Origin of the sequence: Aeromonas sp. (assembly GCF_051657805.1) — a bacterium.
Classification (GTDB): domain Bacteria; phylum Pseudomonadota; class Gammaproteobacteria; order Enterobacterales; family Aeromonadaceae; genus Aeromonas.
On sequence record NZ_JBOFLJ010000024.1, the window covers coordinates 467,009 to 481,933 of the forward strand.

Genomic DNA, 14,925 nt, shown 5'->3' on the forward strand with positions numbered 1-14,925 from the left:
GCCCCCTCCCATAGGCACGCCTAACACGTTTTGCCGACGAGAACCTTAACGTGACCTGTATCACACTATTTACTTAGCCTGCGAAATAAATATAATGCTTAGCAGGCTAAGTAAGTGAGGGACAAGAAATGGAAAACGATCTGGAGATGCTGCGGGAGTTGTCGCTCGCCGAACGATTGGGGCGGCTGCACCGGCTGTGGCGCACCGTGGCCGATCTCGAACTCGCCCCCCTCGGCCTGACCCACCCTCGCTGGACCGCCCTGTGGAAGCTCTGTCAGCGCGGTGGCCACCTCGGCCAGAAGGCGCTGGCGGAAGCCCTCGAGATAGAACTGCCCTCCCTGATGCGCACCCTGGGTCAGCTGGAGGAGCAGGGGCTGGTCGAGCGTCACTGCTGCAGCCAGGACAAGCGGGCCCGCATCGTCACCCTGACGCCGGCCGGCAAGGCGCTGCTGGACCAGATAGAGGATCGCATCATGGTGATCCGCCGGGAGCTGCTCGCCGGCATCAGCCAGCAGGAGCTGGCGCAGTTTGAAGACATAGTGCACCGCATCAGCGCCAACGCCCTCGACAAGATAGCCACCCAGAACGAAGAGAGAGAATAAGATGACCCCGGATCAACAATTCAAGCGCTGGATCAAATGGGCCAGCGCCTGCTTCGTGCTGGTATTTGGCTACTTCCTGCTGGCCGATATCAAGATGCCGCTGACACCGCAAGCCATGGCCACCCGGGTCGTCACCAAGATGGCGCCCCAGGTCAGCGGCAAGGTGGTCGAGGTGGCGGTCACCAACAACCAGCACGTCAAGCAGGGGGACCTGCTGTTCACCCTGGATCCCGTTCCCTTCCAGCTCGCCGTGGAGCAGGCTCGCCTCGCCCTGGATCAGGCCCAGCAACAGAACCGCCAGCTGGACGCGACCCTGAGTGCCGCCAGCGCCGAATACAGCTCCCTGCAGACCCAGACCGCCCAGAAGCAACGGGAAGCCGCCCGCATCGATGCCCTCTATGGTCGCCGCATGGTCTCCGAGCAGCAAAAGGATGACGCAGACAGCGCCGCCCGCACCGCCCAGGCCAACCTGCTGGCGAGCCAGGCCCGCATGGAGCAGGCTCGCGTCAACCGGGGGCTGCCCGGCGATGACAACCTGCTGCTGCGCCAGGCCCGCAACCGCCTCGCCCAGGCCGAGCTGAATCTCACCTACAGCCAGGTTCATGCGAGCCAGGATGGCATCATCACCAACCTGCAGCTCAAGCCGGGCAGCGTGGCCACGGCGGGTGCCCCCCTGCTGGCCCTGGTCTCGGAGCAGGTGGACGTCATCGCCGATTTTCGCGAGAAGAGCCTGCGCCACATAGGCCCAGGCAGCCAGGCGCTCATCGCCTTCGATGGCGAACCGGGTCGCCTCTACCCCGCCCGCGTCTCCAGCCTGGATGCCGGGGTCAGCGCCGGCCAGTTCGACGCCAACGGCCTCTTGGCCAACCCCGTCGAATCGGATCGCTGGGTGCGCGATGCCCAGCGTCTGCGCCTGCACCTGGCCCTGGAGCAGTTGCCCGCCCACCTGCCGGCCGGCGCCCGCGCCACCGTCCAGCTGCTGCCGGACAACGCACTGAGCGCCCTGTTCGCCCGCGGCCAGATCCGCCTGCTCAGCCTGCTGCACTACATCTACTGATATGGCGACCACCAACCTCTGGCACAGGCCCCTCACCACCAACGAGCTGCGCCAGTGCCTGCGCATCGCCTTCGGCAGCACCCTGGGTTTCTTACTCTGCAAGACTTTCGGCTGGAATTATGGGGTCTTCTTCACCGTCACCCCCATGCTGCTGCTAGGCATGGTGCCGGTAATGAACGGCCACGCCGCCCGCCAGCTCATCGCCGCCGCCGTGATGTGCGGCCTGGAGGTGGGGCTGCTGGGCGGCCTGTTCGGCAGCCACCCCGGCCTGATGCTGCCCATCGTCTTCCTGCTGTTTCTCTATCGCTTCGCCGCCATGTCGAGGGGCAGCCTGTTCCTGTTCGGCGCCAACGGCGTGCTCAGCCTCAGTATCATGCTGCACTTCGCCAGCTACCCGCAGACGGATCTGAACGATCTTATCTTCAGCAACCTCTGGGCCAGCGTGCTCTCCGTGCTCATCGCCTATCTGATGACGGCCCTGCTGCCGGATGTGGAGCCGCGCCCCAAGCCGACCGCCTCCCCCAAGGCGCCACACCGGATGCGCCACGAGGCCCTGCTCGGCGCCAGCATCGCCACCCTGTCGTTCATGGTGTTCCAGCTCTTCGACCTGCGCGACTCCATGTCCGCCCAGGCCACCACGCTCTTGCTGCTGTTTCCCATGCACTGGAACGGCGCCCTCGACTACGCCCGCAAGCGGGCCATGGGCACCCTGCTGGGGGTGAGCTTCGGGCTCATCGGCCAGCTGCTGCTCTATGCCTGGTCCGGTCAACTGCTGCTGGTGACCCCACTGCTCTGGCTCGGCGCCATGCTGTTCAGCCACGCCCATGTGAAGGAGGCCAGCGGCTCCGGCGTCGGCTTCGGCGCCCTCACCACCCTCGGCATCCTGTTTGGCCAGTACCTGACCCCGGGCAACGATCTGGTGTTCAGTGCCCTCTACCGGGTGAGCAGCATCTTGTTTGCCATCGTCGCCACCCTGCTGACCTGTTATCTGATCCATCGTCTGCTGAACCACTTCGAGGCGACCCGTTTCGGCCATTGACCCTTTCTGCAGCGCAAGGATGTGCGCCTTTTCGCCCCGCTATGCCTACCGGGGCGTTTCTTTTCCCTCCCGGCCCGCCTCGGGCTGACGCATCCCGACGCACCCCGTCACTGAAGGGTTGCAGTCAACCCCCAGTCTGTTAGGCTCAAGGCCATATGAAACCGATTAAGGATCCAGGATGAAATACGCCAAACTCGGCCTGCTGGCCATGGGGTCACTGACCCTGCTCAGCGGCTGCGAATTCAGTGCCGGCAAACTGGGCGTCACCGGCGGCGACACCGTCACCTATCTGTGCGAGCAGAATCAAAAAATTCAGGTTCGCTACTTCTCCCTCTCGGACGAGAGCCTGAACTTCGTCAAGCTGGCCCTGCCGGATGGCAAGGATTACACCCTGCCCCAGGCAGTCTCCGCCTCCGGCGCCCGCTATACCGACGATCACGAGGTGGTCTGGTGGAACAAGGGCAAGGAAGGCTTCGTGGAGATGCGGGATCAGGCCGGCGAGTGGCAGAGCCGCTACAACGACTGCAAGGAGCAGTGAGGCCCGCCCATCCCGGTCTCCCCAAACAGAACACCCCGGCCAGGCCGGGGTGTTTGTCATTGCGCTTCTTATCGCATTTCCCAGGATGCCTCGGCCTTGAGGCTGAAGCGCCTCACCACCTGTACCGGGATGGCATCCGGGTTCTGCTCCGCTACCCGATAACGCACCTTCGACAGAGCCGTCAGGGCCGCTATCTCCAGCACGCCGGCGGGCTCTGCCGCCAGGATCTGTGGGCTGAACAGATTGCCGTTGGAATCGATGAGGTAGCGAATATCCACATAGCCTTCCACCGGCTCGGTCATTCTCCCCTTGGTGGGGACCCTGAATGTCGTCACCTCCTCCTCCTGAACCCAGTAGAGGCAAAGCTCATCCATGGAGACATCCCGCGGCGGCTGGTTCAGCTTCACGGCGGGGCCGGGGCTGGCACAACCCCCCAGCAGGCCGAGCACGGCCCCCAGCAACAAGAGATACAAACGCATTCCACCCTCCTTGTGTTATGACCGCCCGGATCCTTGAACGGCCGTCTATCCCGGTCGGGATTGTGAGACAGAGAGCCCCGTTCGGGAAGCACCCATCTGGCGGGCAACAAAAAGGCCAACCCTGGGGTTGGCCTGTGTTCATGGCGGAGGCTCAATCAGGCGCGCTTGTCGGTCACCACCAGCCAGAGTGCGTGCACCATGCCGGGCAGACCGCCGAGCAGGGTCAGCACTATGTTGATCAGAAAATGCAGGCTGAAACCGACCTGGATAAAGGCGCAGACCGGGGGCAGGAAGATGGCCAGCAGGATCTTGAGCAGATTGTTCATCGAGGTTCCTCGTCAAAGATGGTTCGGGCTTGGCCTAACCATAAACAGCCTTGGCCTCAACTGCAAACCAGACAGGGGATCCGCTCCCCGGTTTTTCGCCAGCCGTTGAGGTCATGGATCTGCTGATTGCTGCTGCCACGCCAGAGCAGACCCGGATCCGCCAGCTTCTTCTCGAACTTGCCGTCCACCAGCACGTCCAGCAAGGCCACCAGCTCCCGCTGGGCCGGACTGAGCTCACCGAGCAGATAGCCGGTCCAACACCAGATGTCCTTGCCAGGGCATTCGGCCCGCACCCGTTTCACCAGTGCCAGCACAAAAGGCACGTTGGTGGGATACAGCGGATCGCCACCCGAGAGCGACAGTCCGCGCCGCTTGATGCGTGTGTCGTTGAGATCCCTGATGATGCGATCGCTCATGATCTGGTCGAACGGCTTGCCGCCATCGAGGCGCCAGGTGCTCTGGTTGTAGCAACCGGGGCACTGGTGCTCGCAGCCCGACACGAACAGGGTGGCACGGGTGCCCGGGCCATTGATCACATCGACCGGGTAATACTGGTGATAATGCATCTTCTCTCCTCACCCCATCACGGGCACTCGGTCCGCCAATAAAAATGGCTCCCTCATCATCAGGAGCCATCTCACGCTTAGCCGCCTGGCTTACATATGTTTGACCCGGCGCTTGACCTCTTCCTGCTTGCCCGCGTTGAAGGGGCGCGCATCCGGGCTACCGAGGTAGCCGCACACCCGGCGGGTCACCGACACCTTGGCGGGGTCATGGTTACCACAGCGCGGGCAGGTGAAGCCCTTGGAGGTACAGGCGAACTCGCCAGTGAAGCCACAGTCGTAGCACTCATCGATGGGGGTGTTGGTACCGTAGTAGGGCACCTTGTCGTAGCTGTAGTCCCAGACGTTCTCCAGCGCCTCCAGGTTGTGCTGGATGTTGGGGTACTCGCCGTAGCAGATGAAGCCGCCGTTGGCGATGGGCGGATAGGCCGCCTCGAAGTCCAGCTTGTCATAGGGGTTCACCTGCTTCTCCACGTCGAGGTGGAAGCTGTTGGTGTAGTAACCCTTGTCAGTCACCCCGGCCACCACGCCGAACTCCTTGGCATCGATGCGGCAGAAGCGGGTGCAGAGGTTCTCGCTCGGGGTGGAGTAGAGGCTGAAGCCGTAGCCGGTCTCTTCCTTCCACTCGTCGGTCGCGGCCCGCAGCCGGGCTATGATGGCAACGGCCTTCTCACGCAGCGCATCGCTGTCGAACAGGTGGGTCTGGGTGCCAAACAGGGCGTTGATGGTCTCGTGTACCCCTATGTAACCGAGGGAGATGGAGGCGCGGCCGTGCTTGAAGATCTCGCTGACGTTGTCATCGGCCTTCAAGCGCACCCCGCAGGCCCCTTCCATGTAGAGGATGGGGGCGACCCGCGCCTTGACGCCGTCGAGGCGCTTGATGCGATACATGAGCGCCGTCTTGGCGACCCGCAGGGCGGCGTCCAGCCGGTCCCAGAAATCTGCCTCATCCCGGGATTTCAGGGCGATGCGCGGCAGGTTCAGGCTCACCACCCCGATATTGTTGCGCCCCTCATGGATGAGCTCGCCGTTCTCCTCGTAGGCGCCGAGGAAGGAGCGGCAGCCCATGGGGGTCTTGAAAGAGCCGGTCACCTTGACCACCTGGTCGTAGTTCAGGATGTCCGGGTACATCCGCTTGGAGGCACACTCCAGCGCCAGCTGCTTGATGTCGTAGTTGGGATCCCCGGCCTTGTGGTTCAGGCCGTCCTTGATGGCGAACACCAGTTTCGGGAACACGGCGGTCTTCTTGTTCTTGCCGAGGCCCGCGATGCGGTTGCCGAGGATAGCGCGCTGAATGAGGCGGGATTCCCAGCTGTCACCCAGGCCGAAGCCGAAGGTGACGAAGGGGGTCTGGCCGTTGGCGGTGTGCAGGGTGTTCACCTCGTATTCCAGAGACTGGAAGGCGTCGTGACACTCCTTCTCGGTGCGGGCCATGGCGTAGGCGTCCACGTCCGCAATGCCCCACTCCTCGGCCACTTCCCTGTGCTTCTGCCAGCTGATGGTCACATAGGGGGCCAGCACCTCGTCGATGCGGTTGATGGTGGTGCCGCCATAGATGTGGCTCGCCACCTGGGCGATGATCTGGGCGGTCACCGCGGTGGCGGTGCTGATGGATTTCGGGGTGTCGATCTCCGCGTTGCCCATCTTGAAGCCGTGGGTCAGCATGCCCTGCAGGTCGATCAGCATGCAGTTGAACATGGGGAAGAAGGGGGAATAGTCGAGATCGTGGAAGTGCAGATCGCCGCTCTCGTGGGCCTGCACCACCTCACGGGGCAGCATGTTGCTGGTAGCGTAATGCTTGGCGACTATGCCCGCCAGCAGATCCCGCTGGGTCGGGATCACCTTGGAGTCCTTGTTCGCGTTCTCGTTGAGCAGGGCCGCGTTGGTCTGCTCCACCAGGCCACGGATATCCTGAGCCAGACGGCCGCGGGCCTCGCGAGCCAGATCCCGGTCATGGCGATATTCGATGTAGGCGCGGGCGATGGCCTTGTCGTCGGAGGCCATCAGATGATTCTCGACCCGGTTCTGGATCTCGTGGATGTCCACCTCGGCCCGCCCCTCCAGCTCCAGGCTGACGGCGCTGGCAACCCGCTCCCCTAGGGCCGGGTTGGCCTGACTGACCGCGGCCGCCGCCCGGCTCACCGCCTCGGCGATCAGTTGGGCATTGAATGGTGCGCGACATCCATCACGTTTTATCACAACCGGTTTCATCTCTCTTCCCCGCATTAAAGGCCTGGCTATCGCCCTTGGCTCACCCTGTTAGGTTCCCTCCCCCACGCTCTGTCCTCGGCGCAAATAAAGGCAGCCGAGGCTTGGCGCCTGGGCTGACACTGGGGAGAAAACGACTTATGCACAGCTTGATAACACAACATGTAGGGATAAAAACACTAATGCAGCCCTATATGTGGTGTCTATTAGGCACCAAAGCGACACCCTGTTTCTTGATCCATGTCAGGTTTTGGAAGGAGTGGCACAGTTCACGACCAGCGTCAAAAGACCCCTTCAAAGCCAACTCCAGACGGGGTGCGGGCTGGCGCCGGATCCGGTGACGGACGAAGAGATGGCACCATCCGACAACAATTGACCGAGGCATCCGCCGGGCAAAGCGCACATAATGGGTGCAGTGTCCTGCCAGGGGGAAATCCATGTGATCAAGGTGATGCTACTGCTCGCGCTGTTGTTGCCGCTGCCGCTTCGGGCGGCCGAGATCCTGGTGATCAGCAGCTATCATCCCGCCAACCTGTGGGATCAGAGCTACAGCGCCAGTCTCAGGGAACACCTGAAGGGGGCTCACCACATCAGCCATTTCTACATGGACACCAAGCGCCAGCCCCGCCAGGAGCTCTCCCGGATCGCCGACAGAGCCATGGAGTACTACCGGCAGCACAAGCCGGATCTGGTGGTGCTGGGGGACGACAACGCCATCAACGCCCTCGCCCGGCGCATCGCCACCGAAGGCACCCCTGTTGTCTTCCTCGGCATGAACGAGAACCCCCGCCACAAGGGGCTGGTGGGTCATCCCAGGATCACCGGCGTGCTGGAGCGGCCCCTGCTCAAGCGCAACATCAGCGAGATGAGCCAGCTGATGGGAGGGCTCGACAAGGCGCTGGTGCTCTTTGATCGCAGCGAGGTCTCCCGTACCGCCATTGCGGATGAGTTCAGCGATCAGCGCGAACCCCGTGTGGGGACTACCCGGGTCGACAACCAGCAACTCGATGACTACCGGCGCTGGCAGGAGGCGGTGCTCTCCAGCCGGCAGCGGGGCTATGGGGCCCTCTTCATCGGCCTGTATCACACCCTGGTGGATGAGCGGGGCGAGCATGTGAGCGAGCAGCAAGTGATCGAATGGACCAGCCAGCACAGCCCGGTCCCTCTCTTCTCCTTCTGGGAGTTTTCGGTAGGCAAGGGACGGGCCATCGGCGGCCTGGTGCTCAACGGCCATGCCCAGGGGGAGCGAGCCGCCGAACTGGCCAACGCCATCCTGGCGGGCACCTCCCCGGGCGCCCTGTCACCCCGCGCCGCCCTGCGCGGGGAGTACGTGTTCAGCCGGGGCGAGCTGGCCCGCTGGCAACTCGAGTTACCCCCCAAGTGGCAGTCCAAGGCCCAATGGCACGAGTGAACCTTTAAAAGACAACCCCTTGAACGACAAACCCGGCCATGGGGCCGGGTTTGTTTCTCAGGGCAAGAGCAGGCTTCAGGGCTGAAGCGCCGCCTGCAGTTCTGCCTCAGTCCAGATGGCGATGCCGAGCTCCTGCGCCTTCGCCAGCTTGGAGCCCGCCGCCTCACCGGCCACCAGCACATCGGTCTTGGCGGAGACGGATCCCGCCACCTTGGCTCCGAGGGCCTGCAGCGCCGCCTTGGCATCGTTGCGTGACAGTTGGGTGAGGGTGCCGGTCAGCACGAAGGTCTTGCCGGCAAATGGCTGCTCGCTTGCCTCCTTCTTCTCGATGGCGGGCCAGTGAATGCCGGCGGCCTGCAGGGCCTCCAGCACCTCGATGTTGTGGGGCTGGCGCAGGAAGTAGTAGACGTGCTTGGCCACCACCTCCCCCACGTCCGCCACCGCCAGCAATTGCTCCACGCTGGCGGCGCGCAGGGCCTCCAGGGTCAGGAAGTGGTTCGCGAGGTTCAGGGCGGTCGCCTCACCCACCTCGCGAATGCCGAGCGCAAACAGGAAGCGGGGCAAGGTGGTGCTGCGTGCCTTGTCGATGGCCGCCACCAGGTTGAGGGCGGATTTGGGCCCCATCCGTTCGAGATCGGCGAGCTGGATGGCATTGAGGCCGAACAGATCCGCCGGTGTCTTCACCAGTCCCTTGTCCACCAGCTGCTCCACTATCTTGTCACCGAGCCCGTCCACGTCCATGGCACGGCGGGCGGCGAAGTGCTTGATCGCCTCCTTGCGCTGGGCCTCGCAGAAGAGGCCGCCGGAGCAGCGGGTCACCGCCTCCCCCTCCAGCCGCTCCACCGCCGAGCCACAGACCGGGCACTGGGTGGGGAAGAGGATCGCGCGTGCGTCGATCGGACGCTGGGCTTCCACCACGGCCACGATCTGCGGGATCACGTCCCCCGCCCGGCGCACGATCACGGTATCGCCGATCATGACGCCGAGGCGCTCGATCTCGTCCGCGTTGTGCAGGGTGGCGTTGGAGACGGTGACGCCGCCGACGAAGACGGGTTTCAACTTGGCGACCGGGGTCACGGCGCCGGTGCGGCCGACCTGGAACTCGACGTTCTCGATCAGGGTCATCTCCTCTTCTGCCGGGAACTTGTGGGCCGTGGCCCAACGCGGGGCCCGGGCCACGAAGCCGAGCTCCAGTTGCAGCACTATGTCGTCCACCTTGTAGACCACGCCGTCGATCTCGTAGGGCAGATCCCCGCGGCGGGCCAGGATGTCGTCGTGGAACGCCTGGCAACCGGTCGCCCCTTGCTTGAGCTTCACTTCGGGACTCAGCGGCAGGCCCCACTCTTTGAGCCGATTCAGGCGACCGAAGTGGGAATTGCCAAGTTCATCCCCCCCGACCCCGACCCCGTAGGCGTAGAAGCTCAGGGGGCGGCTCGCGGTGATGCGGGAATCGAGCTGGCGCAGGCTGCCCGCCGCCGCGTTGCGCGGATTGACGAACACCTTCTCGCCGGCGGCCAGCGCCTTGGTATTCATCGCCTCGAAGCCAGCCTTGGGCATGAAGACCTCCCCCCTCACCTCCAGCCGGGCTGGCCAGCCGCTGCCACGCAAGGCGAGCGGAATGGCCTTGATGGTACGCACGTTCTCCGTGATCTCCTCCCCCGTGGTGCCATCGCCGCGGGTGGCGGCCTGCACCAGCTGGCCATCCACATAGAGCAGGCTGACAGCCAGGCCGTCGAGCTTGGGTTCGCAGCAGAACTGGAAGCTTATCTCGCGCTTGAGGCGATCCCGCATGCGCTGCTCGAACGCCATCAGCTCCTCGTCGCTGAACACGTTGTCCAGGCTCAGCATGGGGATCTCGTGGCGCACCTGGCGGAAGGCCGAGAGCGGCTGGCCGCCGACCCGGGCACTCGGCGAGGTCGGGGTCTTCAGCTCGGGATGCTCGGCCTCCAGCGCGATCAGCTCGCGCATCAGGCGATCGTATTCGGCGTCCGGCACAGTGGGGTTGTCCAGCACATAGTACTGATGGCCGTATTCGGTCAGCAGCTCACACAGTTGACGGTGGCGGGAGAGGATGTCGCTCATGGAGAAGTCTCGGACTGTGGTTGAAATAAGAAGGTAGCCATACAAACAAAAATGCGGCACCCAGGTACCGCATTTTTAATCTCATTGACCCGGAGGACGCCTTAGTCGCGGCTGGCCTCGTAGGCCGCCAGCTCCTGACGATAACGGGTGATGTCGTCGTCGCTGAGCGGGCTGCGGCTGGCATCGGTCAGCATGGCGTCGAGGTCGCTCGCCAACTGGTCGGCGGCCTGCAACATGTGCTCGAACGCGAAGGCGGCATTGCTGCGCAGGGGCAACTGCATGAAGAGGGACACACCCGGGGTGCTGAACTGCTCCATGCGATAGGGGTTGAAGGTGCCCGGCTTGACCATGTTGATCATGGAGAAGAGCACTTCCCCCTTGCCACCCAGATCCTCGTGGCGGTGGAAGATATCCATCTCGCCAAACTTGAAGCCGAGCGCCAGCAGGGAGGAGAGCAGGGTCGCCCCTTGCAGATCCTGACCGGGGCGTGCCATCAGGTTGATGACATAGACATCCTGCCAGATCTTCTCGACCGGCTCCCGCAGGGGGGCGGGTTGCGCCTCTTCTTCGTAGGCAGGCTCGTCGTCGTACTCCGGCTCTTCATAGACAGGAGCGGGGGCGACCTGACGGGGCTGAGGCTCGGGGGCAGCAGCGCGGGCACCGAAGGTCGGCGCCTGGGCGTAGGCCGGCTCCACCAGCGGCTCTTCGTCCAGCGGCTGCATCATGGGCTCACGCTGGGGACGGGATCTATGTACCGGGGTGCGGCGAATCACCTGAGCGGGTTTGCGCACAGGCGCGGCCGGGGCCTCCTCGACGGGTTCTGGGCTCGGCTCGTCATACTCCTCTTCCTCATAGACGGGAGCAGGAGCGGGTGCGACCGGACGGGGAGCAGGCTTGCGAACCACGGGGGGCGGCAGATCGGCGTCATCATCCTCGTCGTCGAAATCGGGGACGGGAGCACGGCGGCTGGCTTCAGGCTGGCGGGCCTCGTCGCCACGCAGCTTGGGCTCGGCACGACGGCCACCACTGACCACACGTACCTGACCGATGCCATCGCTGTCAAACGCATCGCTGTCACGTTCCCGCGACTTGGATTCCATCCGACCGAGGGGTTTCTCCTTGATCGGTGCCTGACGGTTCTTTCTGTTGCTCCACAACCCGTGAATGAGCAATGCCGCGATGGCAATTCCGCCCAGGGCAACCAAGATGTAACGCAATTCCTGCATTAGCTGCTTCTCTTTCTAGTTTTGCTCAGCCAAAGCGACGGCTTCACCGATGTCGACCGACACTATGCGAGAAACCCCGGGCTCTTGCATAGTGACGCCTATCAGTTGCTCAGCCATCTCCATGGAGACCTTATTATGACTGATGTAAACGAACTGTACTGTGCTCGACATCTCTTTGACAAGAGAACAGAAGCGACCCACGTTCACTTCGTCGAGCGGTGCATCCACCTCATCCAGCAGACAGAAGGGCGCTGGATTGAGCCTGAAGATGGCAAAGACCAGCGCAAGGGCCGTCAACGCCTTCTCCCCCCCGGAAAGCAGGGCAATGGTAGCATTCTTCTTGCCCGGAGGTCTTGCCATGATGCTCACTCCGGCCTCCAAAAGATCATCAGAGGTCAGCTCGAGCCAGGCACTGCCCCCCCCGAACACTTTTGGAAACAGGGATTTTAAATCTTCGTTGACCTTATCGAAAGTGTCGCGGAAGCGTATTTGTGTTTCTTTATCAATTCTTTTAATGGCTTGGCTCAGGGTCTCCAGGGCCTGCTCGAGATCCTGGCACTGGTTTTCGAGGTAGCTTGAACGGGTCTTCGCCTCCTCGTACTCCTCGAGGGCTGCCAGGTTGATGGCCCCAAGCGCCTCCACCTGCGCCTCCAGGGTCTGGATCTCCTGGCGCAGCTTGCCGCGATCGGCGGCGATCAGCACCGCCTGATCGAGATCCACCAACCGGATCCCGAGCTCCTCGAACTGCTCGTGCAACCCCTGACGGCGGGTCAGGTTGCGCTCCCGCTCCAGCCGAAGCTGGGCCAGCTTCTCTTGTAGCTGTACGAGCTGCTTGTGATCGGCGCTGCGGGCCTGATCCAGCTCTTTCAGTTGCCGCTCCAGCTCGTTGAGCCGCTGATGACAGGCCAGCTGCTGCGCCTCGAGCCGTTGCTGCTCGGCAAGCAAGGGGGAGAGATCCTGCACCGCCTGCGCATCCGGCCCCTTGAGCTCAGCCAGCTCCAGCCCGAGACGGGCCAGCTCCTGCTCACGCAGGGCGATGAGCTGCGACAGGTTTTGCTGCTCCAGTTGCAGGCGCTGGCAATCGGCCTGCTGCTGCTCCCGGCGCATGCGCGCCTCCTCCTGCCCCCGCTCCGCACTGCTGACCCGCTCCTGGGCAAGTTGCAGGGATACCGCCAGGGGCTCGCCCTGCTCCTGCAGTTCGGCCAGCTGCGCCTCCTCCAGTTCGAGGCGCTGGGACAGGATGGCGGCGCGCTGCGCCTCCTCGGCTTGCTCCTTGTCCAGTCGCAGCAACTCCTCGCCAAGCTGGCCGAGACGCTGCAGGCGCGCCTGACGCTGGCCCTCCTGCAGGCTCCAGGCTTCCCGCAGCCTCTGCCACTGGGATTCCAGTTCACGCAGCTCGCGCTGGCTCTGCTCGAGGGCGGCCTGCAAGCTGGCGCGCGCGGTATCGGCCACGCTCAGTTGCTCATTCAGACTGGCCAGCCCCTGGCGGCCCGCATTCAATTCGGTATGTAACCGCTCACGCTCCCCGAGCAGCGCCAGGGTGCCGAGGGCCCCCCCCTGACCGAGATCGGCCCAGTTAGGACCAAACCAGTCACCCTCCCGGGTGAGCACGGACTCACCGGCCGCGAGCGCTGGCCGGCGGGTCAGCGCCTCCTCCCTGCTGGCCACCAGCCAGATGGCGTTGAGGAAGGCGGGAATATGATCCCCTCCGATCTGGGCCGCCAGGGTACCAGGCACCGGGGCTTGAGCCGGGCCGATCCAGAGCCCACCCTGTTCCAGGTTGCACAGATCCGCCGGCTGGGCGGTGAGCCAGCGGCCGAGCACCTTGTCCAGGGCCTGGGCCCAGTCGGGAGCGACCTGCAGCCGATCCGCCAGGGTATCCCCCTGCATCTGCTCCCCCAGGATCTGGCCGAGGGTCGTGAGACGCGCCTCCAGTTCCCGTAGCTGGCCATGTTGCTGACTCTGCCGGGACTTGCACTCCTCGTGGTGGGCGACGGCCTCCTGCCACTGCCCCTCCTGCTCTGCGCAGCGCGCCTGGCTCATCTCCAGCTCGGCGGCAAGCGCATCCAGCCTGGGCTGCAGCGTCTCGTCCTCCCCGCCGAGGGGGCCGCCCTGCTCATCCTCCAACTTGAGCCGGGCCAGCCGGGTCTTGGCCTGCAACTCCTGCAGGCCGCCCAATTCGGCGCGGGTCTGGTTGAGCCGCCCCTGCGACTCGCCGATACGCTGCTGCCACTGCTGCTGTTGCTGGCGGGCCTGCTCCAACCCCTCGCCGGCGGCCAGCCGCAGCCCCTGCTGGTCGGTGAGCAACTGCTCACACTGCTCGAGACGGGCCGACGCCAGCTCCCCCTTCAGGACTCCTTCGGTGAGCTCCGCCTGCTGGCTCGCCAGCTGGGTCTTGAGCTCACCGATACGGGTGGTCAGGGCCTGACGCCTCAGTTGCCAGTCACGGCCCAGCTCGGTCTGGTGAAGCTGCTGCTGCTCGAGGCGGGCGATGGCCTGGCCACCGAGGAAGATCTGCTGCTGGCGGCTCGCCTGCTCGGCCTGGGCCTCCTGGCGGGCCACCGACAGGCTGACGTGGCGCCCTTCATCGGCGGTGCGCTTGGCATCCAGGGCCGCCAGTGCCTGCTCGGCCTGGGCCAGCTCGCTCTTGGCCTCGCCGAGGCGGGTCTCCAGCGCCCAGAGCTCGGAGCCGATGAGCTCGGCCCGGGCGGCGCGGCTGCGATGCTTGAGCTGCTTGTAACGCTCGGCAGTCTCGGCCTGGGCCTTGAGGTGCTCGAGGCGGGAGCCCAGCTCGCCACGGATATCGCCGAGCCGCTCCAGGTTCTCCTGGGTATGGCGGATGCGCTGCTCGGTCTCCCGACGCCGTTCCTTGTAACGGGAGACACCGGCCGCCTCCTCCATGAACAGTTTGAGATCGGCGGGGCGGGACTCCACCAGCCGGCTGACGGTGCCCTGCTCTATGATGGCGTAACTGCGGGGGCCGAGGCCGGTGCCGAGGAAGAGGTCGGTCACATCCTTGCGGCGGCACTTCTGGCCGTTGATCTGGTAATGGTTGGAGCCGTCGCGCAGCACCTCGCGGCGCACCGAGATCTCGCTGAAGCGGCCGAATTCACCGGGGACCCGGTTATGGGGGTTGTCGAAGACCAGCTCCACCGAGGCGCGGCCATGGGCGCTGCGGTTGATGGAGCCGTTGAAGATGACGTCCGTCATGTTTTCGCCCCGCAGATGGCGGGCCGAGCTCTCCCCCAGTACCCAGCGCACCGCGTCGATGACGTTGGACTTGCCGCAGCCGTTGGGCCCGACCACGGCGGTCATGTCGGCGCTGAGTTCGATGCGGGTCGGCTCGACAAACGACTTGAAACCGGCGAGTTTGATCAATTTCAGACGCATGAGG

General features: G+C 64.3%; 12 protein-coding genes. 5 read left to right on the forward strand and 7 right to left on the reverse strand.

Annotated features, from left to right (window positions below; translation table 11 throughout):
• The first annotated feature begins 128 nt into the window (after window positions 1–128).
• The 4 genes from slyA to ACRCYW_RS11220 all read left to right on the forward strand — a co-directional run bounded on the left by slyA (window position 129) and on the right by ACRCYW_RS11220 (window position 3,236).
• Complete coding sequence (gene slyA, locus ACRCYW_RS11205; protein ID WP_438550175.1) at window positions 129–602, forward strand: transcriptional regulator SlyA; 474 nt, start codon at window positions 129–131, stop codon at window positions 600–602.
• A gap of 1 nt (window position 603) precedes the next feature.
• Window positions 604–1,659 (forward strand): HlyD family secretion protein, encoded by a 1,056-nt coding sequence (locus ACRCYW_RS11210; protein ID WP_438550176.1) that lies wholly within the window; start codon window positions 604–606, stop codon window positions 1,657–1,659.
• Window position 1,660: 1 nt separating this feature from the next.
• Window positions 1,661–2,698: a DUF2955 domain-containing protein gene (locus tag ACRCYW_RS11215; protein WP_438550177.1), complete on the forward strand. Its 1,038-nt coding sequence runs from the start codon at window positions 1,661–1,663 to the stop codon at window positions 2,696–2,698.
• 178 nt (window positions 2,699–2,876) lie between these two features.
• The gene (locus tag ACRCYW_RS11220; RefSeq protein WP_438550178.1) at window positions 2,877–3,236 is read left to right on the forward strand and encodes an MliC family protein; all 360 of its coding nucleotides are present in this window, start codon (window positions 2,877–2,879) and stop codon (window positions 3,234–3,236) included.
• A gap of 68 nt (window positions 3,237–3,304) precedes the next feature.
• Here ACRCYW_RS11220 and ACRCYW_RS11225 read toward each other — a convergent pair whose 3' ends face one another.
• From ACRCYW_RS11225 to nrdD, 4 genes are all read right to left on the reverse strand, one after another.
• On the reverse strand, window positions 3,305–3,715 hold the full coding sequence (locus ACRCYW_RS11225; RefSeq protein WP_438550179.1) for an energy transducer TonB: 411 nt from the start codon (window positions 3,713–3,715) through the stop codon (window positions 3,305–3,307).
• 155 nt (window positions 3,716–3,870) lie between these two features.
• Complete coding sequence (locus tag ACRCYW_RS11230) at window positions 3,871–4,041, reverse strand: YqaE/Pmp3 family membrane protein (RefSeq protein WP_041993510.1); 171 nt, start codon at window positions 4,039–4,041, stop codon at window positions 3,871–3,873.
• 56 nt (window positions 4,042–4,097) lie between these two features.
• Window positions 4,098–4,607, reverse strand: a complete 510-nt coding sequence (gene nrdG / locus ACRCYW_RS11235; protein ID WP_438550180.1) for an anaerobic ribonucleoside-triphosphate reductase-activating protein — start codon at window positions 4,605–4,607, stop codon at window positions 4,098–4,100.
• Between the two features lie 90 nt (window positions 4,608–4,697).
• Complete coding sequence (gene nrdD / locus ACRCYW_RS11240; protein WP_438550181.1) at window positions 4,698–6,815, reverse strand: anaerobic ribonucleoside-triphosphate reductase; 2,118 nt, start codon at window positions 6,813–6,815, stop codon at window positions 4,698–4,700.
• A 403-nt stretch (window positions 6,816–7,218) separates the two neighbouring features.
• Between nrdD and ACRCYW_RS11245 the strand changes: the two genes are divergently transcribed.
• On the forward strand, window positions 7,219–8,223 hold the full coding sequence (locus ACRCYW_RS11245; RefSeq protein ID WP_438550182.1) for an ABC transporter substrate-binding protein: 1,005 nt from the start codon (window positions 7,219–7,221) through the stop codon (window positions 8,221–8,223).
• A gap of 75 nt (window positions 8,224–8,298) precedes the next feature.
• On the opposite strand, the gene ligA is transcribed toward ACRCYW_RS11245, so the two are convergent.
• From ligA to ACRCYW_RS11260, 3 genes are all read right to left on the reverse strand, one after another.
• A complete protein-coding gene (ligA, locus tag ACRCYW_RS11250; protein ID WP_438550183.1) occupies window positions 8,299–10,305 on the reverse strand; it encodes an NAD-dependent DNA ligase LigA in 2,007 nt (668 codons plus the stop codon).
• A gap of 101 nt (window positions 10,306–10,406) precedes the next feature.
• A complete protein-coding gene (gene zipA, locus ACRCYW_RS11255) occupies window positions 10,407–11,531 on the reverse strand; it encodes a cell division protein ZipA (RefSeq protein ID WP_438550184.1) in 1,125 nt (374 codons plus the stop codon).
• A gap of 15 nt (window positions 11,532–11,546) precedes the next feature.
• Window positions 11,547–14,921 (reverse strand): AAA family ATPase, encoded by a 3,375-nt coding sequence (locus tag ACRCYW_RS11260; protein WP_438550185.1) that lies wholly within the window; start codon window positions 14,919–14,921, stop codon window positions 11,547–11,549.
• Window positions 14,922–14,925 lie beyond the last annotated feature (4 nt).